This is a genomic window from Cellvibrio sp. ARAG 10.3 (assembly GCF_051846955.1).
Classification (GTDB): Bacteria; Pseudomonadota; Gammaproteobacteria; order Pseudomonadales; family Cellvibrionaceae; genus Cellvibrio.
Genome location: NZ_JBPYCU010000010.1, coordinates 151,202 through 176,240, shown reverse-complemented (window position 1 = coordinate 176,240; position 25,039 = coordinate 151,202). Strand labels below are relative to the sequence as shown.

24 protein-coding genes are annotated in these 25,039 nt (G+C 51.3%); 20 read left to right on the top strand and 4 right to left on the bottom strand.

Features of this window, described 5'->3' with window-relative positions:
• The first annotated feature begins 16 nt into the window (after window positions 1-16).
• The 13 genes from mshL (at window position 17) to ACSV5M_RS13985 (ending at window position 16,458) form a co-directional block, all read left to right on the top strand.
• Window positions 17-1,780 carry a pilus (MSHA type) biogenesis protein MshL gene (mshL, locus tag ACSV5M_RS14045; protein WP_439176865.1) on the top strand — a complete coding sequence of 588 codons (1,764 nt, stop codon included), beginning with the start codon at window positions 17-19 and terminating at the stop codon, window positions 1,778-1,780.
• Between the two features lie 2 nt (window positions 1,781-1,782).
• Window positions 1,783-2,697, top strand: a complete 915-nt coding sequence (locus ACSV5M_RS14040; protein ID WP_439176864.1) for an ExeA family protein — start codon at window positions 1,783-1,785, stop codon at window positions 2,695-2,697.
• The gene (locus ACSV5M_RS14035) at window positions 2,694-4,133 is read left to right on the top strand and encodes a hypothetical protein (RefSeq protein WP_439176863.1); all 1,440 of its coding nucleotides are present in this window, start codon (window positions 2,694-2,696) and stop codon (window positions 4,131-4,133) included. Before ACSV5M_RS14040 ends, ACSV5M_RS14035 begins: the two co-directional genes overlap by 4 nt.
• A 15-nt stretch (window positions 4,134-4,148) precedes the next feature.
• Window positions 4,149-5,864, top strand: a complete 1,716-nt coding sequence (locus ACSV5M_RS14030; RefSeq protein ID WP_439176862.1) for a GspE/PulE family protein — start codon at window positions 4,149-4,151, stop codon at window positions 5,862-5,864.
• A gap of 68 nt (window positions 5,865-5,932) precedes the next feature.
• Window positions 5,933-7,156, top strand: a complete 1,224-nt coding sequence (locus tag ACSV5M_RS14025) for a type II secretion system F family protein (protein ID WP_439176861.1) — start codon at window positions 5,933-5,935, stop codon at window positions 7,154-7,156.
• Window positions 7,157-7,160: 4 nt separating this feature from the next.
• Window positions 7,161-7,700, top strand: coding sequence for a pilus assembly FimT family protein (locus ACSV5M_RS14020; RefSeq protein WP_439176860.1), 540 nt, complete (start codon window positions 7,161-7,163; stop codon window positions 7,698-7,700).
• Between the two features lie 199 nt (window positions 7,701-7,899).
• Window positions 7,900-8,295, top strand: a complete 396-nt coding sequence (locus tag ACSV5M_RS14015; RefSeq protein WP_439176859.1) for a pilin — start codon at window positions 7,900-7,902, stop codon at window positions 8,293-8,295.
• 10 nt (window positions 8,296-8,305) lie between these two features.
• The gene (locus ACSV5M_RS14010; RefSeq protein ID WP_439176858.1) at window positions 8,306-8,725 is read left to right on the top strand and encodes a prepilin-type N-terminal cleavage/methylation domain-containing protein; all 420 of its coding nucleotides are present in this window, start codon (window positions 8,306-8,308) and stop codon (window positions 8,723-8,725) included.
• Complete coding sequence (locus ACSV5M_RS14005; protein ID WP_439176857.1) at window positions 8,712-9,182, top strand: type IV pilus modification PilV family protein; 471 nt, start codon at window positions 8,712-8,714, stop codon at window positions 9,180-9,182. The genes ACSV5M_RS14010 and ACSV5M_RS14005 overlap by 14 nt, the downstream gene beginning before the upstream one ends.
• A complete protein-coding gene (locus ACSV5M_RS14000) occupies window positions 9,182-9,961 on the top strand; it encodes a PulJ/GspJ family protein (protein ID WP_439176856.1) in 780 nt (259 codons plus the stop codon). The genes ACSV5M_RS14005 and ACSV5M_RS14000 overlap by 1 nt, the downstream gene beginning before the upstream one ends.
• Entirely contained in the window at window positions 9,951-10,415 is a 465-nt protein-coding gene (locus ACSV5M_RS13995; protein WP_439176855.1) for a pilus assembly PilX N-terminal domain-containing protein, read from the top strand. Before ACSV5M_RS14000 ends, ACSV5M_RS13995 begins: the two co-directional genes overlap by 11 nt.
• Window positions 10,416-10,458: 43 nt before the next feature.
• Window positions 10,459-15,999: a DUF6701 domain-containing protein gene (locus tag ACSV5M_RS13990; RefSeq protein ID WP_439176854.1), complete on the top strand. Its 5,541-nt coding sequence runs from the start codon at window positions 10,459-10,461 to the stop codon at window positions 15,997-15,999.
• A gap of 63 nt (window positions 16,000-16,062) precedes the next feature.
• The gene (locus ACSV5M_RS13985) at window positions 16,063-16,458 is read left to right on the top strand and encodes a DUF2721 domain-containing protein (RefSeq protein WP_439176853.1); all 396 of its coding nucleotides are present in this window, start codon (window positions 16,063-16,065) and stop codon (window positions 16,456-16,458) included.
• 243 nt (window positions 16,459-16,701) lie between these two features.
• Here ACSV5M_RS13985 and ACSV5M_RS13980 read toward each other — a convergent pair whose 3' ends face one another.
• Window positions 16,702-17,241, bottom strand: coding sequence for a glycine cleavage system protein R (locus ACSV5M_RS13980; protein WP_439176852.1), 540 nt, complete (start codon window positions 17,239-17,241; stop codon window positions 16,702-16,704).
• Window positions 17,242-17,361: 120 nt separating this feature from the next.
• Between ACSV5M_RS13980 and ACSV5M_RS13975 the strand changes: the two genes are divergently transcribed.
• From ACSV5M_RS13975 to rlmM, 3 genes are read left to right on the top strand one after another with little or no spacing between them, the layout of a single operon-like run.
• Window positions 17,362-17,595: a YheU family protein gene (locus tag ACSV5M_RS13975; RefSeq protein WP_439176851.1), complete on the top strand. Its 234-nt coding sequence runs from the start codon at window positions 17,362-17,364 to the stop codon at window positions 17,593-17,595.
• Entirely contained in the window at window positions 17,588-18,238 is a 651-nt protein-coding gene (locus ACSV5M_RS13970; RefSeq protein ID WP_439176850.1) for an alpha/beta family hydrolase, read from the top strand. The genes ACSV5M_RS13975 and ACSV5M_RS13970 overlap by 8 nt, the downstream gene beginning before the upstream one ends.
• A complete protein-coding gene (rlmM, locus tag ACSV5M_RS13965) occupies window positions 18,235-19,287 on the top strand; it encodes a 23S rRNA (cytidine(2498)-2'-O)-methyltransferase RlmM (protein ID WP_439176849.1) in 1,053 nt (350 codons plus the stop codon). The genes ACSV5M_RS13970 and rlmM overlap by 4 nt, the downstream gene beginning before the upstream one ends.
• A gap of 52 nt (window positions 19,288-19,339) precedes the next feature.
• On the opposite strand, the gene ACSV5M_RS13960 is transcribed toward rlmM, so the two are convergent.
• On the bottom strand, window positions 19,340-19,693 hold the full coding sequence (locus ACSV5M_RS13960; RefSeq protein ID WP_439176848.1) for a hypothetical protein: 354 nt from the start codon (window positions 19,691-19,693) through the stop codon (window positions 19,340-19,342).
• 192 nt (window positions 19,694-19,885) lie between these two features.
• Here ACSV5M_RS13960 and tusA point away from each other — a divergent pair, with 192 nt between their 5' ends.
• Entirely contained in the window at window positions 19,886-20,119 is a 234-nt protein-coding gene (gene tusA, locus ACSV5M_RS13955; RefSeq protein ID WP_439176847.1) for a sulfurtransferase TusA, read from the top strand.
• Between the two features lie 201 nt (window positions 20,120-20,320).
• Here the strand turns inward: tusA and ACSV5M_RS13950 are convergent, their stop codons facing one another.
• Window positions 20,321-21,019, bottom strand: a complete 699-nt coding sequence (locus ACSV5M_RS13950; protein ID WP_439176846.1) for a hypothetical protein — start codon at window positions 21,017-21,019, stop codon at window positions 20,321-20,323.
• Window positions 21,020-21,274: 255 nt separating this feature from the next.
• On the opposite strand from ACSV5M_RS13950, the gene ACSV5M_RS13945 reads away from it, so the two are divergent.
• Genes ACSV5M_RS13945 through ACSV5M_RS13935 form a run of 3 tightly spaced genes read left to right on the top strand, consistent with a single transcriptional unit; the run spans window position 21,275 to window position 24,543 of the window.
• A complete protein-coding gene (locus tag ACSV5M_RS13945; RefSeq protein ID WP_439176845.1) occupies window positions 21,275-22,396 on the top strand; it encodes a 4-phosphoerythronate dehydrogenase in 1,122 nt (373 codons plus the stop codon).
• Window positions 22,397-22,423: 27 nt separating this feature from the next.
• Window positions 22,424-23,578, top strand: coding sequence for an ATP-NAD kinase family protein (locus ACSV5M_RS13940; RefSeq protein WP_439176844.1), 1,155 nt, complete (start codon window positions 22,424-22,426; stop codon window positions 23,576-23,578).
• Between the two features lie 5 nt (window positions 23,579-23,583).
• On the top strand, window positions 23,584-24,543 hold the full coding sequence (locus tag ACSV5M_RS13935) for a class I SAM-dependent methyltransferase (protein ID WP_439176843.1): 960 nt from the start codon (window positions 23,584-23,586) through the stop codon (window positions 24,541-24,543).
• Between the two features lie 30 nt (window positions 24,544-24,573).
• Here ACSV5M_RS13935 and ACSV5M_RS13930 read toward each other — a convergent pair whose 3' ends face one another.
• A complete protein-coding gene (locus ACSV5M_RS13930; protein WP_439176842.1) occupies window positions 24,574-25,023 on the bottom strand; it encodes a hypothetical protein in 450 nt (149 codons plus the stop codon).
• Between the last annotated feature and the right edge of the window lie 16 nt (window positions 25,024-25,039).

Sequence of the window (25,039 nt, the reverse complement as noted above, 5' to 3'; positions counted from 1 at the left end):
TGAGGTCGATCAGGCTATGCCATACACCTTAGGTTTTACATCAAAGTTCATCAGTAGCCTGTTGGTGCTGACTCCTGTAATTTTATTGTCGGCTTGCTCGGGGCCAGCCGATAAAAAATTGGCAGCAGAAATAGAAATGGAGCAGGTTGTTGCTGATCAACAGCGTGCACCGGACGTGCCGGATGCGGTCAGCCAATCGTTATTGGATGCGCGCGCATCCAAACCGCAACCGCGACCCGGTGCCGAACGATTTGATGTCTCTGTGCGCGACGTGGCTGCGCGGGATTTTTTCCTCGGCTTGGTGAATGGCACTGGTGTGAATGTTGTGGTGCATCCGGATGTCAGTGGCAGCATTTCACTTAATTTGAAAAACGTTACCGTTGAAGACGTGTTGCGCGTAACCCGCGATATTTACGGTTACGAATACAAACACCAACGCGGCATTTACACCATCTATGCCAACGAATTGCGTACGCAGGTATTTCATGTCAATTACCTGGATGTACAGCGTGTCGGGGTATCTGATACCAGTGTGATGATCGGGCGTGCCCAGTCGAACAATAATTCCGGTGGCTATGGCTCAAGCAACTCCGCCGATCTGGGGGATACCGCCAACTTGCTGGGCATGTTGCAAGGCGACCAACAATCTGCCGGTGGATCCGGGCTAACACCAGGTTCGCGGGTGCAGACCCTTAATCGCACCGATTTCTGGGTGTCTTTGCGTTCAACGATTGCTGCGATTATTGGTGGTGAAACCGATGAACGCATGGTCGTGGTAACCCCCCAAGCGGGCATGATTGCCGTAAAAGCCTTGCCTCACGAATTGAGTGCGGTGCGCGAATTTCTGGAGCGCTCGGAGTTGAGCGTGAAGCGTCAGGTTATTCTTGAAGCCAAGATTGTGGAAGTTCAGTTGAATGAAGGCTTTGAAGCGGGCATTAATTGGGGCGCGATAAGCGGCCAGTTGGGTTACGGCTACAACCTGGAAGATGGTTTTGATATTTCCGGCTCGAGCGGGGCGGTAAATCGTTGGCGGCCCATTACACGGACTATTACCTATTATGACAACGAGGGTAATTTGCAAAGTATGTCTGTGCCAACACGTGAAGATACCGGCGGTACCTTTGCCGCTTTATTACGCGTGGGTGATATCACCGAATTACTCTCGTTATTGGAAACCCAGGGCGATGTGCAAGTACTCTCCAGCCCTCGTGTGTCCACTGTGAACAATCAGAAAGCGGTCATTCGTGTTGGTTCCGATGAATATTTTGTAACGGGTATTTCCAACAACACCACCGCCAATGTGTCTTCAGTGACCAGCACACCCAACATCGAACTTTCACCCTTCTTCAGCGGTATATCTCTCGATGTTACGCCGCAAATTGCGGAGAACGGCGAGGTGATTTTGCATATCCATCCGGTGGTGAGTGAAGTGCAAGATCAACTGAAAGTATTTACTGTCGGTGACGAAAATTTCTCATTGCCCTTGGCGCTGCGGGGCATCCGCGAATCGGACAGCATTGTGCGGGCCGCGAACGGACAAGTGATTGTGCTGGGCGGGTTGATGCAGGAAAACATCAGAAATGTTGATGGCAAGCGCCCGTTTATTGGCGACATTCCTATCGTCAATACCTTATTCAAAACCAAAAGTAAGCGCAGAACCAAAACGGAGCTGGTGATTTTGCTGCGCCCCATTGTGGTGGGTGAAAATACCTGGAATGAAGAGCTCAGCAAAAGCCAGCAGGGTATGCAACGCATGGGCGAGGCTTACCGGGAAAGATAACCATGTATCGTCAACATTTTGGATTGCAAGAGCATCCGTTTTCGCTGACACCTGACACGCAGTTTTTTTACAACAGTCAGAGTCATCGCGAAGTGTTGAGTACGTTATTGCTCGCGCTGCGTCACAGCGAAGGTTTTGTGAAGGTGGTCGGCGAAGTCGGTACCGGGAAAACCTTATTGAGCCGCAAGCTCCTCGCGAGCCTTGGGGAACACTATATTACGGCTTACATTCCCAATCCTTACCTTACGCCGGACGAACTTAAATGGTTTCTGGCGGAGGAAATTGGCATTGCCTATTCGCCGGAGATGCCGTCGTATCAATTACTGAAAGACATTAATTCCCGCCTGGTGGAACTGGCAAAAGCAAAACGCCAAGTGGTGTTGGTTATTGACGAAGCGCAGGCAATGCCCCGTGAAACGATAGAAGCGCTACGCCTGTTAACCAATCTTGAAACCGAAAAAAGCAAACTCCTGCAAGTGGTGTTATTTGGCCAGCCGGAGTTGGATGATTTGTTAAATCGGGCAGATTTACGTCAATTAAAGCAACGCATCGTATTTTCGGAATATTTGCAGGGGATCGAACGGAAACATCTACCCAGCTATATCAACTATCGGTTGAAATCTGCGGGCTATACCGGCGGTCATTTATTTACCCGTTCAGCCTTATCATTATTGTTCAGCGCTTCTGGTGGCATACCCCGGTTGATTAATGTGATGGCCCATAAAGCCATGCTGGCGGCTTATGGTGAAGGCGCGGATAAAGTCGGCCGACGTCACCTTGAGCGAGCCATTGCGGACACCAGCGAAAGCCGGTCCCTTGGGCGCTGGTTGGCGCGGCGCGATTATTGGTTGTGGCCTTCATTAGCGGCGTTAGCAGCCATCGGCATCGTCATTCCCGGTTTGATGGGAGTGACATGATGAGCCTGGTCAATGACATGCTGCGCGATCTGGCGGCGCGACAACAAGCCGATCATTCGACCGCATTGGAAAACGATGTACTGTTGCAGCAATCATCGCTGCTACAAAAAAAGCGCTATAACTGGGTGCCGAGTGTCGCGGTATTTGTTGCGGCTATCCTGGTGGTGTCGGTTGCGCAGATTGTGTTGCAGAAAAACGGTGAACAACCTTCGTCAGTGCAAACCAAAGCATCAGCAGAGACGCCCGAGTTTGTTTTAGCACCGCAAGCCTCGGGGTCACCAGCGCCTGCGTCTGAAGTACCTGTTGCGGAAAAACCTGTTCCCGAAGAACAGGTAATCGCAGCGCAAGCATCTGTGGATCCTACCGTGTCAGATAGCACCGTCTCTGTTAACGCTGCACCAAAAAATGCAGCGCAACAGGACACGATTTATCGCCTGCTGCAACGAGCAGAGCGTGCGCTGACGCTGGACCGTTTAACGGCACCTGTTGAGGATAATGCCTACGGATATTTCCAGGAAATATTGACATTGTCGCAAGGTAATCAACCGGCGGTGGAAGGTTTACAGCGCATTGCCGGGCGTTATCTGGCACTGGCACAGGACGCACACCAGCGCGGTGAATATCAACGGGCGGAAACATTGTTGCAACGCGCTGAATTTGTTGCGCCGGGTTACGCGGCCATAGCTCAGCTAAGAGAACAGTTACGGGAACAGCCAGCAGTAATGGCATCCGCCCGGGCCGTTGAAACTGGCACTGATGCCAGTGCGCAAGAAAAAGAAAGCGTGGAAGAACGCGCGTCGGTTTCCGTTGAGGCATTGCCAGTGGCAGAGGCTGAAATCCGCAGCAGCGATATCGATATCCAGCCCAACCCGGCCTGGCAAGACCAACAGATGGTTATCCAGGCCGATGCCCTGATTGCTCAGGGGAACGATGACGCCGCCGTGCTGGCGCTTCAGCAATTTGTTGCCCAACATCAGCAGCCGAGAAAGTCTGTCGTGCGCTTGTTCGATTTGTATATTCAGCAGCGCAATAACGAAGCGGCGCGTTTACTGCTGCAAGAGGCGAATGATTATTTATCGGTAACGGATCACACGCGACTGACCGCCCAATTATTAACCGCGCAGGGGCAGCATGCTGCTGCACTGGCTGTATTGGAAAAAAAGCGTGAGCAAGCCGAGCAAGATGAAAGTTATCACGCGTTGCTTGCTGCGCTCTACCATAAAGCGGCGCGTTATCAGGAGTCGGCCAACCATTATCGTCGTCTGCTGGATAATTTTGGTGAAAAGCCGGCCTATTGGCTGGGGTTGGCGTTGGCCCTGGATGCCTTGCAGCAGCATGCCAGTGCGCTGGAAGCCTATCGGCGCATCGGCTTGCAGAACGCCCAGCCCCAGGTAAAAGATTATGTTGCGCAGCGCATTGCTGCTTTATCGCATTAACAGGTGCCCAACACCATGACTACCATGGCAAAACGAATTCGTATCGGCGACTTGCTGGTCGAGAAAAACATGATTTCCGAGGCGCAACTGCAACACGCGTTGCAAGAGCAGAAGCTCAGTGGCCGCAAGCTGGGCAATACGCTGGTTGAATTGGGTTATGTCGAAGAAAATGCGTTGCTGAACCTGTTGTCGGCCCAGCTGAATATTCCGTTTGTGGAGTTGAAACAATTTCGTTTTGATCGCGCGTTGGTGCAGTCATTACCTGAAACCAGTGCGCGGCGTTACCGCGTTGTTGTGCTGCGTGAAGATTTTGATGGCCTGTTGCTCGGCATGGCGGACCCAACCGATCTATTCTGTCTCGATGAATTACAGCGCATTCTTAAAAAGCCGTTGAAGCCTGCTGTTGTACGTGAATCCGAATTGCTGGATGTATTGGATATTGCCTACACCCGCGCCAGCGAAATTGCTACCCTGGCCGGCGAGTTGGATGAAGAGTTGCAAGAGGCCGCCGTCGATCTGGCGGATTTTGTGACCGAAGCGGCCGACAGCGATGCGCCCGTCGTCAAGTTGTTGCAAAAGATATTTGAAGAGGCGATCAACACCAAAGCCTCGGATATTCACATTGAGCCGGATGAAAAAGTCCTGCGCATCCGCAACCGGATTGACGGCGTATTACTTGAGCAGGTGATGAATGAAAAGCGCATTGCATCGGCGCTGGTGGTACGCCTGAAGTTAATGGCTGGACTTGATATCTCCGAAAAGCGTTTGCCTCAGGACGGTCGTTTTAATCTCAAGGTAAAAAACCGCAACATTGATGTGCGTATGTCCACCATGCCGGTGCAATTTGGTGAATCGGTGGTGATGCGCTTGCTGGATCATACCGACGGTGTGCTGGCGTTGAATAAAGTGGGGATGCCCGCGAGTTTGATGGAACGTTTTCGCCGTGTCATTACGCGGCCACACGGTTTGGTGTTGGTCACCGGTCCGACCGGTAGTGGAAAAACCACTACGCTTTACGGTGCCTTGTCCGAACTGAACAAGCCGGAGAAAAAAATCATTACCGTGGAAGACCCGGTGGAATATCGGTTGCCGCGCATTAATCAGGTCCAGTTGCATGAAAAAATCGGTTTAACCTTCGGTAATGTATTGCGCGCGACCTTGCGACAAGACCCGGATATTTTGCTGGTGGGAGAAATCCGCGATGCGGAATCTGCCGAGATTGCCTTGCGCGCGGCCATGACTGGCCACATGGTGTTGTCCACCTTGCACACCAACGATGCGGTGACCTCCGCCTTACGTTTGATAGATATCGGTGTCGACGGTTATCTGGTTGCCACCGCATTAAAAGCCATTGTGGCGCAACGTCTGGTGCGCAAGATCTGCACCAGTTGCATTCAGGATTACACGCCCGATGCCAATGATCTGCAATTGATTAAAACCGTCGGTAAAGGCAAGGATTTTTCCGCTGTAACCTTTAAGCACGGCGCCGGTTGTCCCCATTGCCACAACACCGGTTATCGCGGGCGGATCGGTGTCTTTGAAATGCTGGAATTGAATCAACCTATGGCCGAAGCCTTGCGTGAAAACAACATCAATGCGTTTACCCGCGCGGCGACTGAGAGCCCATACTTTCAGTCACTCAGTCTGGTCGCTTTGGAATACGCCGTAAAAGGGTTAACCACCCTCGACGAAGTCATGGGCATCACCGCCCAGGTCGAAGAAGCCATTTAAAACACTACCCAATCGTAGGTCGAATTAGCGCAGCGTAATCCAACAAAAAGAGTTGAAAAAAACACATTATGACAATCTACGCTTTCCGAGGACGCAATGCAGAAGGTCAACCGGTCAATGGCCAGGTAGACGCTTCCAGCCCGGACGCCGCCGCAACTCAGTTGCTCAGTCGCGGTGTCACGCCTATTGCTCTGGAAGAACAGAAAGCACAGCAGGATTTTGCGCAATACTGGCAGGAGTTAACCCAAAGCCGGCGTGTGGAAACGGTGGAGCTGATCATGTTCTGCCGGCAAATGTACACCATCACCAAAGCGGGCATTCCATTGGTAAAAGGCTTGCGGGGTTTATCGGCTTCGTTGCGCAATCCGACGTTCCAGAAAATTTTGCAGGATATTATCGAACGCCTGGAGTCTGGCGTGGAGTTATCAACCGCCATGCGTTATCACCCCAAGGTGTTCAACCAATTGTTTGTCAGCATGGTGAGTGTAGGCGAGGGGAGTGGCCGGCTGGATCTTGCGTTCCATCAATTGAGTGAATATATGGAGCGGGATCTGGAGACGATTAAAAGCATCAAGAGCGCCTTGCGTTATCCGAGTTTTGTGTTGATTGCACTGGCGATTGCCATCGGTGTTATTAATGTCAAAGTGATTCCGGCATTTGCGGGTATGTTTGAAAAGTTTGGTGCGCAGTTGCCCTTGCCGACGCGGATACTTGTCGGGGTATCGGATTTTTTTGTCAGTTACTGGCTATATATGTTGGTCATCATCGTTATTGGCGGAGCCATGCTCTACAGCTATATCCAGACACCGGAAGGCAGCCGCCAGTGGGGCAAAAAGAAGCTGCGTTTCTGGATTGTCGGTGACATCATCGAACGCGCGTCCATGGCGCGTTACGCGCGCGCTTTTGGTTTGATGATGAAGGCAGGATTACCAATCAGTAATGCATTGGAGTTATCGGCGCGCGCTATCGACAATCCCTACTTGGGCGATAAAGTGCGCGCGATTCGCGCCGGTATCGAACGGGGTGAAGGTTTATTTCAAACGCATCAGGCCAGTGGCATGTTTACACCGCTGGTGTTGCAGATGGTGTCTGTCGGTGAAGAGAGCGGGCAGGTCGACACGCTGCTCGAAGAGGTTGCGGCCTTTTACGAGCGCGAAGTGGCTTACGATGTGAAACGACTCAGCGATCGAATCGAGCCGGTCATGATTATCATCATGGCGGGATTTGTCACGGTGCTCGCGCTGGGTATCTTCCTGCCCATGTGGGATATGTACAACATCCAGAAGGCGTGACGATATGAATCGTCAACAGGGTTGGAGCCGGTTCGAATGGCTGATTACGGTCAGCGCCATTGGCATTGTCCTGTTGTTTGCAGTGGTGCGCTATCTGGACATGGCGCGCGAAGGGCGGCGCATGGGGTTTGAACTATTGGCGAACCATTTTACTGCCGGTGTGGCAATGGCACGCGCTAATTGGTTGATCAATCGGGTAAACCCGGAGCAATTTTTTGTCGAGATTGATGGGCAATTGATTTATATGAGTGACCAGGGGTGGCCGATGTCTACCGAACCTGTGGCAGAAAAAAACGAGCCGGGAAAAGCGCCGGTTTTCTGTCGGCAACTGTGGGATAGTTTGTTGCAAAATCCGCAACAGGCGACGGTAGAGGGTGCTTCTGAGTGGGGCCAGCGACGTTACCACATCAGCAGCCCACACCAGGGCGTGTGTCGTTATGAACTGGTAGCAGAACCGCGCGGCAGCCATTTTTTTGACTACGATCAGCGCACCGGACAGGTGTCGGTAACGACACCGGCCGCGAAGCAAGTGTCGAGTTTGTGATTGGTTTGGGCGACGCTGGCATACTTATTGAAGTGGTCTATATTAGTAGGTAAGTGAGTGTCAATTTTCTGATATTGCGGCGGGTGCGGTGCTCAATATCAGACAAGGATGGTTGGGACGTATTGGGCTAAAGGTAGTGCGTTAGTCGCAATAACATGTTTGGTTTTTTTACAATAATCTTTTTGTCTGGAGTCTGGTTATGAAGAAACAACAATCCGGTTTTACCTTGATTGAATTGATCGCGGTCATCGTGATTTTGGGTATCCTGGCGGCTACGGCATTGCCACGGTTTATTGATTTGTCGGAGGCTGCCGAAGCCGCCGCGTTAGATGGTGTCGTTGGCGGAATGAATAGTGCGATGGCTCTTAACTATGCAGCTGCTGTAGCAGAGAGCGCAGGTTTGCCTGCTAATCCACCATCTGAAGATGTGGACAATTGTAGTGATATCGAAAACCTTATGGTAGGTGGGGTGCCAGATGGCTACACGATTACAGCTGCTGCCATTGCGGGTGGTTTAGGTTCAACGGCTGATTGCACAGTAACTCAGACATCGTCGGGAGATATAGGTGTCTTCCAAGGAATAGCGACAATTTAATCTGTGTCATATGACAACATCAGAGAAAGGGTTTACTTTAATTGAACTGGTCGCGGTTATTATTGTGGTCGGTATTATTTCAGTTTTCTTATTTTCTCGTGTTGGGTTAAGCATAAATAGTAATTTACAAACAAGCCGCGATGACATCATCGCGGCTTTGTTTTTCGCCCAACAAACCGCCATGGCGCGAGATAATATTCAGTTGTCCATTACCGCCAATACGATAAACGTGACCGAAAACGGTAACCCCATTCGCATCCACAGCGATGCCTATCCGCTCACCTTGCCATCCGGTGTCAGCGTAACTGCCGTACCATCAACCTATAGCTACGATAAATTGGGAAAAACCACACCGGGAAGTATCACTGTAAGTCGCGACGGTGTATCCGCCACGATTACTGTTGAGGCCAGCGGCTATGCCCATTATTAACCGCCGCCATACATTCCTGGGCAGGCGCCCGCATCAAGGTGTGAGCCTGATTGAGCTGATCGTATTTATTGTGGTAGTCAGCATCGCCCTGACTGCCTTACTGGCTGTGTACATACAATCCAGCAGCAACAGTGTTGATCCCATTATTCGCGTACGCCTGGTGGAAGCTGCACAATCAAAACTCGATGAAATTATCGCGCTGAAATATGACGCGGCAACACCGAGCGGCGGTATTCCTGCCTGCGACAGCACGCAGTCTACCTCGAGTTGTACCAATACACCGGATGCCAACATGGATGATGTCGATGATTTTCACAACGCCACCGACACGCCTTTTCCCAATTACCAACGCCAGGTCACCGTCACCACCGAAACCAGCCGAAAACGCATCACGGTTACCGTCTCTGCACCGGATGGCCAAACGCTGACCCTTGCCGCTTATCGGTACAATTTCTGATGCGCGACGCTAACCAACAACGGGGCTTTACCCTGATCGAATTGATTACGGTTGTGGTCATCCTTTCTATTGTGGCGGTGATCGGTAGCCAGTTTGTTGTCAGTTCAACACAGAATTATGAAACCACCCGCACACGCGCTTTATTGGTTAATACCGGGCGACAAGCCATCGAGCAGATGACTCGCCAATTGCGGATTGCCTTGCCTTACAGTCTGGTTACCAGCGCAGGTGATCAGTGCATTAAATTTATGCCCATTGCCGCGGGTGGAAATTATCTGACACCGGTACCGGATTCGGCTAATGGCGCCGCTGCCTCTTCAACCATTGCTGTTTCTCCCTTTGATGTGGAGTATGGCTTAGCGCAATGGGTAAGTATTGGTGCGCTGTCTTCGGCAGAACTTTATGCTGCCAACCCCGTCTCGCTGGCGTTGCTTGACGGCACGGGTGCGAGTAGCTTGACCTTATCAGCAGCCAAACAGTGGCAACGTAACTCTATCAACCGTCGTTTTTATGTACTTAACAACCCGCAAGCCTTCTGCCTGGTGGGGGCACAGTTACGTTTTTATCCCAACCAATCGGAAACAAACATCGCAGTTGATGTGACACAAAGTTTTGAATTGATGGCGGAAAATGTTTTCGCCGTAGGGACGCTCCCACCCTTTGCGTTATCTGGGGGTAGTGAAAACCGTAATGCCCTGGTGACAATTAATCTCGCGTTTGCCAGCGGCCCGGAGCGGGTGAATTTGACGCAGGAGGTTATGATCAGAAATGTACCCTGACCGCCGCCGTGTCATCTGTGCCGGACAAAAATCGCAACGCGGTTTTTTAATTCCGCTGGCCATCTTTATCGTAGTAGTGATGAGCTTTTTTGCCATCGCACTCTGGCGAACCACGGTTCAAACCACATTATCCGGCGCGCAGGAGTTGGTGAGCATCCAGGCATTTTACGCGGCGGAAAGCGGTGCGCAGGAAGCCATGCAAGTATTATTTTTTCCCGATGCATCCAACCGCATAGCAATTAACGGACGTTGTACCGGGTTATCCATTGATACGTCATTTAACGGTGTTGCCGGTCTGAATGGTTGCACCGTTCAGGCAAGCTGCACTTGCGCAAGTTGTGGTGCGAGTGATACATCAAGTTACTACACCATCACCAGTACTGGCACCTGCGGTTCCGGTCTGATGAGTGCATCGCGAACCGTGAAAGTTGGTTCTTTTATGGATCAGGAATAGCGCAACAATATTTGCAGAAAATGATAAATAAACGGGATTACCGATGAGCCGGCAACCTATCCGAACAAAACAGCGTCAGTGCATTGCATTATTTGCGATGTTAATGGCCTTGTGTTTTGTCTGGTTGCCGACACCAGTCATTGCACAATGCACCAACTGTTCCACAACCACGACCGGCGGCGATGTGGTGTTGACGTTTACATCCGGTTCCGGAAGTTTTACTGCGCCGGAAGGTATCACCTCTGTGCAATACCTGGTGGTCGGTGGCGGTGGCGGCGGTGGTGGCATTATCAGCACGTCAGGTAACGAAAGTGTAGGCGGTGCTGGCGGCGGCGGCGCTGGCGGCGTACGTAGCGGTACATTAACCGTTACGCCATTCACCACTTACACCACGCAAGTTGGTACCGGTGGTGTTGCGGGTATTGGTGAATCAAGAGCGGGTGGTAATGGCGGTGTTTCCTCTTTTTCTACGATTACCTCGGCTGGTGGTGGTGGTGGCGCGTCCGTCGGTCTTGCCGCAACAAGTGGTGGTTCCGGTGGTGGCGGCCGTTTGGGAAATAACGGCGCGAGTGGTACCGGGGGGCAAGGGAACAGTGGTGGCAATGGCGCTGGTGGTCAAACAAATACGGCAGCAGCGGGTGGCGGTGGCGGCGCGGGCGCTGCGGGTGGTAACGGCTCGGGTAATACCGGCGGTACGGGCGGTGCAGGGGTCAACAATAGCATAACGGGTAGTGCTGTTACTTATGGCGGCGGCGGTCGTGGTGGTGGTTTCTTTGGTAGTTCTCCTGCTGGTGCAGGTGGTGCGGGTGGCGCCGGGGGCGGTGGTTCTGCGCCGGGCTCAAGAGGTGCTGGCGGCAACGGAACAGCAAACACGGGCGGTGGCGGTGGTGGTGCTTCAGGAGGCCAGGGCTCCGGTTCGCAATTTAATGGTGGTACTGGTGGCTCCGGGATTGTCATTATACGTTACACGCCGGGAGGCACTCGGTATGCGGTGAATAATGGCAATTGGAATGCGACGGGCACCTGGAGTGCAACCAGTTGCAGCGGTACCAGTGGTGCGGCTGTGCCAACGGCAGCAGACGATGTGATTATTTGTAATGGGCGCACAGTGACCTTGACCGCTGCCGCAGCGGCAAAATCTGTGGTGCTGGAAACCGGTGGTTCCAATGTCAATTTAAATCACAACACCGGCATTGAATTGACGGTGGGAACCGGCGGTGTTTCTGTGAATGGTTCGACAAGCACGAATGCATCAAAAATCTGGAATATCGGTGCGGGTAGTGCAACGGTGGCTGGGACAGTTACATTAAGTGGCGGCGGCAACAGCAATCGAACGTCTCAGATTAACCTGACCAGCGGTACGCTGGACATGAACGGCAATTTAAGTTTTTCATCCAATGCCGAGTCTAATTTTATTCAGGCAACCGGTGCGGCCAATATTTTTCTTTCCGGTAATCTTACGCTGAGCAGTGGGGCACGGATAATTCCCGGCACCAGCAGCACCTTCACTTACGATGGCACCGGCACACAAACGGTGATGTTAGGCGTGAGCGAGATCAATTACCACAATCTGGTATTGGCCGGTAGCGGCACAAAGAATCAAACCTCCTGGAGTGTGCCGACCATTACCGGAACGACACAGGTTGCAGCTGGTGTGACCTTTCAAAATTCTGCTGCGGTTATTTACCAGGGTGAGTTTATTAATAATGGAACGACTAACGCATCGGCTCAGAATCAACACGTAAATAACTTCATCAACAACAACATCTATAACGCGACGGCGAATTTGCAGTACCGTGCAAATTTCACCAACAGCGGCACCTTTACACCGGGTGTCGGTTTGCATTTATTCAATGGCAATAGTTTGCAACAAATTACCGGTACAACCACCTTTGGCCGAATGGAATTAAATAATACAGCGGGTTTATCCATCAACAATGATGTCACTATCCAGGACCAGCTCATCCTGACCAATGGGCCGCTGATTACAAATGCGAATGTGCTGCGTGTGGCTCAAACGGGTGATTGGTCAGGTGTCAGTCGGGGTAATGGATGGGTGGCTGGCAATCTGGGGCTATATGTGCAGCCAGGTTATCGTTCGCGCACATTTGATATTGGGGATTTAACAGCCTATCGACCACTGACGATAACGATTCCCAGCGTTACCTCAGCCGGTTTTATAGTGGTTAATATCAGCCAATCCAATGGGGACCACCCACAAATTGGTAGTGCAAACCTTGATGCCGCCCGTTCAGTGAATCGTTGGTGGAGTATCGCCAGTGAAGGCGTCACCATGGTAGATATGAGTGTGGTCTTCAATTATCTGGCTGGCGATATTGATGCAGGTGCCACGCCACAGAACTTTGAAATTCAGCGATACACCGGCGGTACATGGAATGATGTCACCGTTAATTCACGCTCCGCCACCAGTACACAGGGAAGCACTATCACAGCATTCGGGCAATTTGCCATCGCTGAACCGGGGTTGTCAGTACCCGTATGTACTACCTTGGTTAGTGGTGTAATCGGGCAATATTTTAATAACACGTCATTATCGGGTACGGCAGTTGGCAGTCGCATCGATGGGCCGATCAATTTTGATTGGGTGGGCGGAAGCCCCGGTGTAGCCGGCGTAAATGCCGATCAATTTTCGGTTCGCTGGGATGGTTTGCTGCGCATTACCCAGAGTGGTAATTATCGCTTTCAAACCGCATCGGACGACGGTGTGCGTTTATGGGTAAACGATGTCCTGGTTATTAATAATTGGACAGATCATTCCAATACAACTAATGACAGTAGCAACGTTGCATTGGTTGCCGGTCAAACCTACAGCATTCGTCTGGAATTTTATGAGAACGGTGGTCAGGCGTTAATTCGGTTGCGCTGGCTCACGCCGGGCGCGGGTTCCTATGTGCCCATTCCCGCTGGTCCTTCACCGTCATTGGGGGCAGGGCTTTATCATTGTGCTACAACGCAAATCTGTTCCGGTGTTGAACCCAGTGGTGGCATCCCGGGCGAATACTTTAACAATATAAACATGACCGGAACGCCCGCTGGCACGCGCGTGGATGGTCCGATTGATTTCATCTGGAATCAGTCAGCGCCGGGTGTTACCGGCGTAAATGCGGATCAGTTTTCCATTCGCTGGGGAGGGCGCTTGCGGGTAACCACAACCGGGAATTATCAATTCCAGACTCGTTCTGATGATGGCGTGCGTCTGTGGGTCAATGAACAATTATTAATAGATCAGTGGAATGACCATAGCGCAACGGATCACACCAGCGGCAATGTATATCTGGTTGCAGGGCAAGTCTATCCAATTCGAATGGAGTTCTATGAACGCTTGATTGATGCGGAAATCCGCTTGCGTTGGCGTGTGCCCGGGAGTAGCACGTTTGTTGCAATTCCGCGCGGACCGACACCGGCAGTGGGGGCCGGTTTATATTATTGCCCTGCGGCGCCGACGGTGAGTTATTACGGTATCTCTCATAGTGGCACGGGGGTCACTTGCGAGGCGGAGCCAATTACAATAACAGCATATGATGCGAATAATAGTCCGATCACGCCAATCGCCGGCACAACAGCAGTGCTGGCAACAGTCCCCGCTACGGGTGTGTGGGTGGGAGGAAATAGTTATGTCTTTAGTGGTACAGAAACGTCATTTATTAAATACTTGCAGCAACTGACACCTGCGACACTAAATATCAACGTGAGTGATGGGACATCCACAGAAATTGCAACGGCTGATCCCAATATTGTCTTCAGTGATGTAGGGTTACGTTTTTATGGAAACGGCAGTTTAATTCCTCTGCAAAATCAGGTTGCCGGCACGGCGAATGGGGCACCGATTATTCGTGCGGTGCAAACCAACACAGATACCGGCGCTTGCGAAGCGCGCGTTGCTGGAACCCGGACGGTGCAGATGGGTTTTGAATGTGTTAACCCATCGACTTGTGTTGCTGGCCAAACCTTTTCCGTAGGTGGCAACGTGATTGCAGCCAATTCATTAGCTTCTCCATCCGGCAACGTTACGAATTATTCCAGCGTCTCACTTAATTTTGATAACACCGGCACAGCGTCAATTCCTTTGAACTACAGCGATGTCGGTATGATTCGCCTGCATGCGAGATTGCCAATAGCAGCCGAGGGTAATGATCCACCCTTTATCCTGGCCGGTAGCAGTAATACCTTTGTAGTGAAACCTCACACGCTCGCTGTCAGTGCGGTAAGGGACGGCCAAGGTGTTAATAACCCTGGTACCGCAAGCACCGGCAATGGATTTGTTGCGGCGGGTGAGAATTTTACCGTCGAGGTAGAGGCACGTAATTCTGTCGGCGCACGCACACCGAATTTTGGCAATGAAGCCTCATCTGAACGTAACGATGTGACTTTGAATATTGCTGATTTGATTTATCCAACGGGCGGTGTGACCAGTGACCTGATAGGCGCAGGCAGTTTTAATTCTATTACACCGGCAGGTACCATGCGAAATACCACTGTCTCCTGGAACGAAGTGGGCACGATTCGCTTGCAAGCGGAACTTGCTGATGATGATTATTTAGGGGCGGGCGATTTGGTAGAGCTGATGCCCAGTGGGCCTGTTGGGCGCTTTTATCCCGACCACTTTAATCTCGGATTTGCTGAAGCTAAAAATAGTTGTGATTCTTTTAGCTACATGAACCAAGAAATCAACTTAATCTATCGAGTAGAAGCGCGCGCGGTGGGTGGTAGCGTAACCACTAATTATCACTCGGAGATTTATTCAGGCACAGCAGAGAGTGTGTACCACGCCGAACACGGCAATCAAACTAACCTCAGCGAACGCGTGATGACTTCAACCAGTACCTGGACCAATGGCGTCATGGATTTTGATACCAACAATCCGACAACGATGTTTACATTAATTCGCCAGCCAACCGGCGCACCAGACGGGCCCTATATGAACGTGCAATTGGGGCTCAGTTTTGAGGATACGCTTGATAACCGACAATTGACCGGTCTGAATATGAACGCCGCTACCTTGGGAGACTGTGAGAGCGAAAATAATTGCGATGCCCTCCAACTTGGTGATTCACTGGCATTTGTTTATGGTCGTATGCATATCAGAGATGCATTTGGATCAGAAAATTCACCCTTGCCCATGTTCTGGCAAACCGAATTCTGGAATGGCAATAATTTTGTATTAAATAATGCGGATAACTGCACGCAACTGCCGCTAACAAGCGTGAATTTTATCGATTCCTCCAGCAGCATTAATGCAGCAAGCGATACCATCAACGTAACGCGCAACGGCGCAACGTCTGTGTTTAATTTTGCTGATCCCGATCCTGCTAATGTGGTCGGCGACGGCCTTACCACCACAGCCATCGCGTTCCAGAATGGACGTGCTGGCATTCAATACGGCGCACCGGGTGCGCAAGTTACCTATCCCATTCTGATTGACCTGTCCGGCTTGCCCCATCTTCAATACGACTGGAACCAGGACACCAATTACACAGATCCCTTCTTGCCGCGTGTTGAGATACGCTTCTCCAACTACCGCGGTCATGATCGAATTATTTACTGGCGAGAAGACTTCCGTTAATACGGTTGGCTGGCGTAGTATGGATTAATGTAATTTTCGTCATTCATTAGTCGAGGTAACACTATGGAGATGACCATCACCACGCCCAGCCTCCTGTTTCCCGCCATTTCTTTATTGTTGTTGGCTTACACCAATCGCTTCGTCACCCTGACGAACGTTATTCGCCAGTTAAGCGCATCAGAAGGCTCGCCCTCCAAGGAAATTGTACGCCGGCAAATTGTTGGCTTACGTAAACGTTTGCAGATTATTCGGCTGATGCAAGCGAGCGGTGTTATGTCATTTGTGTTCTGCACACTCTCCATGTTCGCCCTGTTGCTTCAATTTTATTTGCTCGGCCAGTTCCTTTTTGCGGTAAGCCTGATTTTGTTGGTGGTGTCTTTGTTGTTTTCGTTCTATGAAGTAAATATTTCAACTAACGCGATCAACATTGAGTTAGAAAAATTTGACGAGAAGCATTAAAGCAGGTCTTATGCTGCCGATTGGCAGATTATGAGTTTTCCATAAGAGAACTTGGTTTCGAAACCCTCACGTCAAGGACGACGTGAGGGAGCTGCATGGACGATTCATTCGCCACATCCTTGTGGCTCACCCTACGGGCAGCTTCGCTGTGCAAGTTGGCTTTCCTGCCAGCTTGTTACCGCGTTTTCGAAACCAAGTTCTCTTATGGAAAACGTGTTCAGTACCCTCAAACTAAATCAACCATCAATGAACCGGCGGCGCCTCCAGGCGAATATCCACCGCCAGCTCATCCGCAATCAAATCCAACTGATCATGAAGCGCATCCATATCCACACTCTCCGGCACCTCAATAATCCCCGTAGCCTCAAATAACGGCTCACCCGACCAAGGCATACTGGAATAAGAAGTTTCCAGTTCATCCATGTTAATATTGCGCCCCGCAAAGGCCTGGGCAATCTCATAGACAATACCCGGACGATCATTACCGACCACGCTGAAGTGAAACTCGCGGCACGCCGTTTTTTCCGCCGCCACAGCATTTTCGACGATGATCTTTAACCCTTTACCGGATAGCCCCTGCAAGGCATCGCGCAGGCTTTCCTGATGCTCAGCGGCAACTGCCACTTGCAGGATACCGGCAAACTTGCCAGCCAGATGCGCCATGCGGCTTTCCAACCAGTTGCCGTGATGCTGGCTGATCGTGTGGGCTAACAGCTCGACCACGCCGGGTTTGTCATCACTGATGACGGTCAATACAAGGTAGGTAGTTGCTGGGGTATTCACAGGTTAATCCTTATTGTTAATGATGCCCTGAGTATAACCCCGCCGAATGCATCTGAAAAACCATGGCGGCAAACACAGAATTAACATGGCGACCCCAAACCGGCGTCCAGGAGAAAACCCGTGATTATTCCACCCCAATCCCTGTCAGCCGATGCATTGCAAGGTTTGATAGAAGAGTTTATTACCCGCGAGGGAACCGACTACGGATGGGATGAAGTGCCGCTGGCAACCAAAGTTGAGCAGGTGCAGCGCCAGATAAAAAAAGGCGATGTGGTGATTGTCTTTGATAGCGCCAGCGAGACCGTCAGTTTATTAACGCGTCGCGACGCACAATCGCTGTCCGACGATGCATAACATCATCAGGAATATGCCCACCCAAACACCGCTGGCGACGCTGTTCCTGGCCCACGGTGCCGGTGCGCCAATGGATAGCGATTTTATGGAAACGATAAGCACACTGCTGTGCCAGAGAGGCTGTGAAGTGGTGCGCTTTGAGTTTCCTTACATGGCTGAACGGCGTAAAAGCGGTAAAAAATCCCCGCCCAACAGAACCGACATCTTGCTGGACACCTGGCGGCAGGTTTTGGCGGAACAGTGCCACACGTTAGCCTCTGACCGACCCTTGTTGATTGGCGGTAAGTCGCTGGGTGGACGTATGGCAAGCATGGTTGCCGACGAATTGGAGGTGGATGGGCTGGTGTGCCTGGGATACCCTTTCCATCCGCCCGGCAAACCGGAGAATTTGCGCACTGAACATTTGCAAAGACTGACCACGCCGACCCTGATAGTTCAGGGCACCCGTGATCCCTTGGGCAACGCCCAGGAAGTCAGTGGCTATGCGCTACCGGCTGGTATACAGATACAATGGCTGCCTGACGGCGACCACGATTTTAAACCCCGCGTTAAATCTGGTTATACCCAGGCGCAACATTGGGAACAGGCCAGCGATCTAACCCTCGATTTTATTCATTCCCTCACCAAAAAGAGTCTTGTGTGAATCATTTATTTTTACATTGCCGGCCCGGTTTCGAGAAAGAATGCGCTGCCGAAATAACAGATATTGCCGGCGAGTCGGGTATTTATGGTTACAGTAAAACCAAAGACGGTAGCGCCTATGTATTGTTTATTACCCATGAACCCACAGCGGCTCGGCAGTTGATCGAAACAATTCGTTTTCGGCAGTTGATTTTTATTCGACAGTGGTTTGTGAGTGGCCCGGCGCTGACGCACTTACCGGTAACGGATCGTGTAACGCCGTTGTTGGCAGCGGCGAGTGATTTACCATCAGTGCGCGAACTGATCATTGAAACGGTGGACACCAATGAAGGAAAAGAACTGTCGACCTTGAGCAAAAAGTTTCTTGCGCCGTTTACCAAAGCGTTGCAAACCAAAAAATTACTGGACGAGAAAAGCCCGTGGCGTTTGCATCTGGTATTTATCAGCGGAACAGAAGCCTATCTCGGTGTAAGTCCGCTCAATAACAGTTCGGCCTGGTCGATGGGTATTCCCCGTTTGCGCTTGCCGAAATCGGCCCCCAGTCGTGCCACATTAAAACTGGAAGAAGCCTGGCATCACTTCATCCCTGCTGCTGAATGGGATCAACGTCTCGCGCACAGTATGCGCGCGGTGGACCTGGGTGCAGCGCCCGGTGGCTGGACCTGGCAACTGGTGCAGCGCGGTATGTTTGTTGATGCCGTGGACAACGGTCCTATGGATCAAGCGCTGATGGATTCTGGCCAGGTGAAACATCAGCGGCTTGATGGCTTTGTGTATGAGCCCAAAAAAGCGGTGGACTGGCTGGTGTGCGATATTGTGGATAAGCCTGCGCGGGTTACCAGTTTGATTTGCAAGTGGGCTTCTAAAGGTTATTGTCGCGAGGCGATCTTCAATCTCAAGTTACCGATGAAGCAGCGCTATGTTGAAGTCAAAAAGTGCGAACGCCGCATCACTGATGACCTGCGGGCGCTCGGATTAAAGTTGGAGATTCAATTTAAGCAGTTGTACCATGATCGCGAAGAGGTGACGGGGCACCTGCGGATTTATTGATGTTTAACGAGGGATGATTGAACGTAGATGGTTTGAGTACATTGTCAAACCATCAATGAAAGGCGCTTTTTTCTGACGTGGCGTGTTGCAAGATCCACTCGGCAAGTACTGCCCAGTCTTCAATCAGTCCGCGCAGAATTTTGATATGCTGAGGCGGTAAATCTTTTTTAGCGACGGCATGCTTACCGATATCCGTCAGTGCGGCCACAATTTTACCAACAGTTTCCGCACCTAATAGATTGACCACCTCGGTATTTAAATGCATTTCCCCCGTGTGGCTTCCTATGGTAGCTTCCGGTGGTGCAAAATGAACCGTATCAATAGTTTTTTTCAACGCAAAAGCAAGCTGCGGGTTATTATTGCGTAATAACCGAAAAGTAAGTTCCAGTACCTGGCGGCTGAACATGTCGGGTGGTTGGTGATACATAAGGTGTGTGTTCCGAGACATCGAACAGGGTTCCCCGGCGGTTGTTTATTTGTTGGCTATGCCTGACGCAACGAATCCGCATTGGCTCAACCTCATGTCGTGCAATTATCCTAAATCAAGTGTAGCAATCGGCAAGTGATTTGCCCGCCTGTTCATAGACGAAGTGAGACTATGAAACGAGAAATCGATAAATTTTTGGATGCGTCCGGCTTGCTGTGCCCGGAGCCGGTCATGCTGTTACATAAAACCATGCGTGATGCGGCGGTGGGGGATGTCATAGAAGTAATTGCCACAGACCCTTCAACTACGCGGGATATACCGAAGTTTTGCCATTTTCTGGGCCATGAATTGCTGGAACAGGAACAGCGGGACAAGCACTATGTGTTTTACATTTGTAAGCGCTAGCGAAGGTGTGGTTATTTAATCAACAGAATCTGGTTGTACATTTTTTTACAAGTAGCGCTAAAAATTGTGACGTTACGCATGTAGTCCATGCGTTGGGAAATGTTGTTTTAAAAAGGATTTGGATTATTGCGGCGGAAAATCAATCCAGCCGCATCCGTCATATGACGATGCGGCTGTGGATGGTTTTTGGTCAGTCTTTAATCAGACGCCATCAACCAGCATGGATATGGCGGCCAGTGCTTCCGGGTCTTCCGCTTTGATCTTGTTGGCGATCTGATGCTGGAAAAAATAACGGAAATTATCACTTGCCTGGGCCGGATACAGACAATCATCACCCGGTAATACCGGTGTGCTGATCACCTTGGCCTGGTCAGTCAGCATGCCGTAGATACTGCCATCATTCAGCAAGCGCCAGCTGACAACTTCAACCAATGACAACCGATTATTGCCCGGACTGGCCAGTACGGCGTGGGTGCCGATGGTATCGGGCAGCTCCTGCACAATATCATCGTCATTTTCGCACTGCAGTTCGTAATATTCGGCCGCTGTTTCCAGCTCAACTATCTTGTGGATCGGAGCCTCGAAAAAGACCTCATCGATACCCTGGTCATAATAACCCTCCCAGTGTCCGTTCAAGGGATCACAAATATCGGGGCAGGGAACTATGTCATTTAGCCATGGCACCAATCCAACGACTTCTCCATTGGCCCGCAATCCCCAGCAGAGGATTTTGAGACTGAAGAGTTTGTCGGAGCTGGTGTCGTTTGAGTAGAGCATTTCGAGCCCGTCAAGCTCGGGAGCCAGACGAATAAAACGCTCTTCGTGGAGTGCAGAGAAGGATTTACCGGTGAAGATATCCACGACATTATTCATGTTGTGGCCTGTGTCTGAGGTCTTCATAATAACACCCCCTGGCTGAGGCGAGAGGCACGAAACGCTGACTCCCGGGAAATGATGGTTTTGCTGACCCATCACTACATAAAGTATATGCTAACGAACCAAAGCACAACAGTTCGTGATATAAAAAATCGTTATTGAGACTAACTCGCCTCCGTTAGAGCTGCAGCCTGGCATTGGGTTCCAGTATCCCGGCGGCTAAGCCGACAAATTCGCTCGTTGCGTTTGATTGCTCTCCTTGATAGTTAGAGATTCCAGATGAAGATAGTTGCAGACGAGAACATCCCTTTGGTTGAAGCATTTTTTCAGGATCTCGGGGATATCCTGCGCCTGCCGGGCCGGCAAATGCGCCTGGAAGATGTGGCCGACGCCGATGCCCTGCTGGTGCGCTCAGTGACTCAGGTAAATGCCGGTTTACTGGCGGGCAGTGCCGTTAATTTTGTCGGCACCTGCACGATTGGCGTGGATCATCTGGATGCGGATTACCTCGTCGCGCAAGGTATCCATTACGCCAGCGCTCCCGGTTGCAATGCCAATTCGGTGGTTGAATATGTTTACGCGGCGCTCTGCCACCTGGATATCAATTGGTTGTCGCGCAAGGTAGGGATTATCGGCTGTGGGAATGTAGGCGGGCTGCTGCATCGTCGTCTGCGCGCCCAAGGTGTTGAATGCTACTGCTATGACCCCTTTTTGACAGCGGAGCAAAATGCAGATTTGGCGAGTCTTGAAGCGGTGTTAGCGTGCGACATCATCAGTATGCATACGCCACTGACCACTGGCGGCCCACATCCCAGCTTTCATCTGATTGGTGCGCGTGAATTGGAACAGCTCAAGCCCGGAGCGGTGCTATTGAACTGTGGCCGTGGTCCGGTCATCGATAACCAGGCGCTGTTAAAACACCTGCACACCGACAGGGATTTACAAGTTGTGCTGGATGTCTGGGAACCGGAGCCGGAAATTTCCCAGCCGCTGTTGGCCCGTGTCGCCCTGGGAACGCCGCATATTGCAGGTTACAGCTATGACGGGAAGCTAAAAGGCACGGAGATGATTTATCAGGCGCTGTGTCGCCATCTGGCGATGGAGCCCCGGAAAACAGTCTCTGACCTGGTGCAGCCCCTTGCCGATAATGCATTGACGGCCACAGCGCCGGATGCCTGGAGCGCTGTTAAAGCGCTTATTCCGCGCGTTTATGACATCGCGGCGGACGATCATCGGTTGCGCGAATTATCCGCTCAATCCCTGGCCGGTTCGGCCAATTTCGCCACAGGCTTTGATTTGCTGCGTAAGCATTACCCGATGCGCCGCGAGTTCCACAATTATCGTGTTGAGGGTTCAAATGCTGAAACCTGGTTAAGCACGCTCGGCTTTCAATGTCGATAACCTCATTCCTTGTGTAAAAATTTTCCTATGTTTCGATTGGGTATCATTGTCAATCCTTACGCGGGCCTTGGCGGCACGGTAGGCCTCAAAGGCAGTGACGGCGCGGATACCGTCGCTGAGGCATTGCAGCGTGGCGCAGAACCGCGTGCGATGGAAAGAATGAGCCGCGCCTTGCAGGTTTTATTGCCCTGGCGCGAGCACTTACACCTCTTTTGCTATGCCGGCGACATGGGGGAAACCTGCGCAGCGGCGTTGGATTTCACCTATACCTGTGTCGGCACTCCCACAGCTCCCGTCACAACAGCGTTTGATACCTGTGAGGCCGCGCGTGTGTTGATGGAGCAGGGCGTCGATCTGATTTTATTTGCTGGCGGCGACGGAACCGCACGCAATATTGCCGATGCGGTAGGCACGCGCCAGGCGGTATTAGGTGTCCCCTCGGGGGTAAAGATGCATTCCGGGGTTTACGCCATTACGCCGGAAAGTGCGGGCCAGATTGTGCAGTTGCTGCTGGAAGGCAAACTGGTACCCATTGCCGAACAGGATGTGAAAGATATTGATGAAGACGCCTTTCGTGCGGGTCAGGTGCGTGCGCGTTTTTACGGCACGCTGCTGGTGCCGGAAGCGCCGCAATTTTTGCAACAGGTTAAACATAGCGGTGCTCAGGTCGATGAGTTGGCCCAGATTGATGTCGCCAGCGAGGTGATTGAGCAGTTAGTGGATGATACCTTGTATATCATCGGGCCTGGGTCAACGACGCATGTCTTGCTGCAACAATTAAATCTGCAAGGAAGCCTTCTGGGTGTGGACTTGTTGTGCAATCAACAATTGATCGCCACCGATGTGACAGCGCAGGAAATTCGTGAAGCGATAAACCTGCATGCCGGTCATGTGCGGATTATCATCACCGCCATCGGTGGGCAAGGGCATATCATCGGGCGCGGTAACCAACAGCTGACGCCGGATATCCTGCAACGAGTCGGCAAGGAAAATATCCAGGTGATCGCCACCCGCGAAAAAATCCTTGCCTTGCAAGGGCGGCCTTTGTTGGTTGACAGCCATGATCCGGCATTGGATAAAGCCTTTGCCGGTTATCTACCGGTTATTACCGGTTACCGCGAGCGGATTATGTATCCGGTCGGTTTTCCTGATCAAGCTGCAGATTCAGCATCTGCCCTGTGAGTGTTATGCAACCTGTCCTGGATCGTCTTCACGCCTTACAACAACAGTTTCTGCCATCCGTATCTAATGCCCAATATGGAGAAAGCCCCGCACTGGTTGATAGCTTCCGCTTGTTCCATGGCCGCGGAAAAACCGTCGCAGGTCTGGAGTTTTTATGCATCGATTTCTTTCAGCCATTACTGTTGCTGACGTGTTATCACGAGCCGCCAGCGCAGTGGCTGGATGATTTTCTGCGCGAAGCAGAGCCCTTATTTGCGCCTCATATTCAGGCTGTGCTGGTTCAGCATCGGTATGTTTCCGGCGCTCCTTCCGACGTTATTTGGGGTGAGTTGCCTGAAAAAGTGTATGCGCGCCGCGCTGGTTTGCAATTTGTATTGCATCCCGGGCAACAACAAAATACGGGCTTCTTTTTGGATATGGAGCCGGGGCGGCAGTGGCTGGAGCAGCAGGCAGCATGCAAGCGGGTGCTAAATTTATTTGCGTATACCTGTGCATTTTCTGTGGTGGCGATTGCTGCCGGTGCAGAGAAGGTCGTCAACGTTGATATGAGCAGCCGGGCACTGCAAATTGGGCGTGATAATCACATGCTCAACCAGCTCAATAAGAAATCCAGTGAATTTTTAGCAGAAAATATTCTGAAGTCCTGGGGGCGGATCAAGAAACGCGGCCCTTATGACATCGTTATTTTTGACCCACCTTCTTATCAGCCGGGCAGTTTTGTAGTGCAAAAAGATTACGCGCGCCTGGTGCGTCGGCTGCCGGAATTGATGCCGCAGGGTGGGCTGGTGTTGGCGTGTTTGAACGCGCCGGAATTACCGGCCGACTTTCTGCTGGATGTCTTTCGCAGCGAATGCCCAGCGTGTGTATTCAAAGAGCGCCTTGTTCCCTCTGCTGACTTTCCTGATATCAATCCGGAGCAGCAGTTGAAATTGTTAGTGTTTCGTTTGCCGGCTATGGATGCGTGAGCAGGAGAAAGCGAGAGTGTTGCGAAACAGCTATTTGTGCAGCAAAGCCTGAACTACCTGTTCAAGTGCATGGGATGAACCACTCTTCAACGCCTGTCGCACCAGGTAGATACAACTGGTATAGGTATCTTGTATCGATGGAGGTTGTAACTCTTTATCTGCATCTGTGGCTATGCCGGAGAGCTCTTCCATCGCCATGCGCGAATAAAGTACGGTAAACCCCTTGTGGGTGAGCGTTACCTGATCCAGAGCTTCCTGACGAATCGTGCTTTCATAGTGAATATACCCATTCTCTGCCAGCCAAATCATGGTGCTGAAACAGGATTGGAAACGCGCACAATGCAAACCGAATTCGTCGGGCGAATCCGGGCCTGAAATATCTTCTACAAAAAGCGTTATCTTGCGCGGGAAGCTGAGGTAGAGCTGGGCAAATATTCGCGCAACATCTTTATAGAAATCAGCGATGTGAATATCTGCCATGGATGTTCCTTGAAAA

Bases quoted from the DNA above. Each gene is read 5' to 3' on its own strand.
- mshL (WP_439176865.1), top strand. From the start codon at position 17: ATGCCATACACCTTAGGTTTTACATCAAAGTTCATCAGTAGCCTGTTG.
- ACSV5M_RS14040 (WP_439176864.1), top strand. From the start codon at position 1,783: ATGTATCGTCAACATTTTGGATTGCAAGAGCATCCGTTTTCGCTGACA.
- ACSV5M_RS14035 (WP_439176863.1), top strand. From the start codon at position 2,694: ATGATGAGCCTGGTCAATGACATGCTGCGCGATCTGGCGGCGCGACAA.
- ACSV5M_RS14030 (WP_439176862.1), top strand. From the start codon at position 4,149: ATGACTACCATGGCAAAACGAATTCGTATCGGCGACTTGCTGGTCGAG.
- ACSV5M_RS14025 (WP_439176861.1), top strand. From the start codon at position 5,933: ATGACAATCTACGCTTTCCGAGGACGCAATGCAGAAGGTCAACCGGTC.
- ACSV5M_RS14020 (WP_439176860.1), top strand. From the start codon at position 7,161: ATGAATCGTCAACAGGGTTGGAGCCGGTTCGAATGGCTGATTACGGTC.
- ACSV5M_RS14015 (WP_439176859.1), top strand. From the start codon at position 7,900: ATGAAGAAACAACAATCCGGTTTTACCTTGATTGAATTGATCGCGGTC.
- ACSV5M_RS14010 (WP_439176858.1), top strand. From the start codon at position 8,306: ATGACAACATCAGAGAAAGGGTTTACTTTAATTGAACTGGTCGCGGTT.
- ACSV5M_RS14005 (WP_439176857.1), top strand. From the start codon at position 8,712: ATGCCCATTATTAACCGCCGCCATACATTCCTGGGCAGGCGCCCGCAT.
- ACSV5M_RS14000 (WP_439176856.1), top strand. From the start codon at position 9,182: ATGCGCGACGCTAACCAACAACGGGGCTTTACCCTGATCGAATTGATT.
- ACSV5M_RS13995 (WP_439176855.1), top strand. From the start codon at position 9,951: ATGTACCCTGACCGCCGCCGTGTCATCTGTGCCGGACAAAAATCGCAA.
- ACSV5M_RS13990 (WP_439176854.1), top strand. From the start codon at position 10,459: ATGAGCCGGCAACCTATCCGAACAAAACAGCGTCAGTGCATTGCATTA.
- ACSV5M_RS13985 (WP_439176853.1), top strand. From the start codon at position 16,063: ATGGAGATGACCATCACCACGCCCAGCCTCCTGTTTCCCGCCATTTCT.
- ACSV5M_RS13970 (WP_439176850.1), top strand. From the start codon at position 17,588: ATGCATAACATCATCAGGAATATGCCCACCCAAACACCGCTGGCGACG.
- ACSV5M_RS13960 (WP_439176848.1), bottom strand. From the start codon at position 19,693: ATGTTCAGCCGCCAGGTACTGGAACTTACTTTTCGGTTATTACGCAAT.
- tusA (WP_439176847.1), top strand. From the start codon at position 19,886: ATGAAACGAGAAATCGATAAATTTTTGGATGCGTCCGGCTTGCTGTGC.
- ACSV5M_RS13950 (WP_439176846.1), bottom strand. From the start codon at position 21,019: ATGAAGACCTCAGACACAGGCCACAACATGAATAATGTCGTGGATATC.
- ACSV5M_RS13945 (WP_439176845.1), top strand. From the start codon at position 21,275: ATGAAGATAGTTGCAGACGAGAACATCCCTTTGGTTGAAGCATTTTTT.
- ACSV5M_RS13940 (WP_439176844.1), top strand. From the start codon at position 22,424: ATGTTTCGATTGGGTATCATTGTCAATCCTTACGCGGGCCTTGGCGGC.
- ACSV5M_RS13935 (WP_439176843.1), top strand. From the start codon at position 23,584: ATGCAACCTGTCCTGGATCGTCTTCACGCCTTACAACAACAGTTTCTG.
- ACSV5M_RS13930 (WP_439176842.1), bottom strand. From the start codon at position 25,023: ATGGCAGATATTCACATCGCTGATTTCTATAAAGATGTTGCGCGAATA.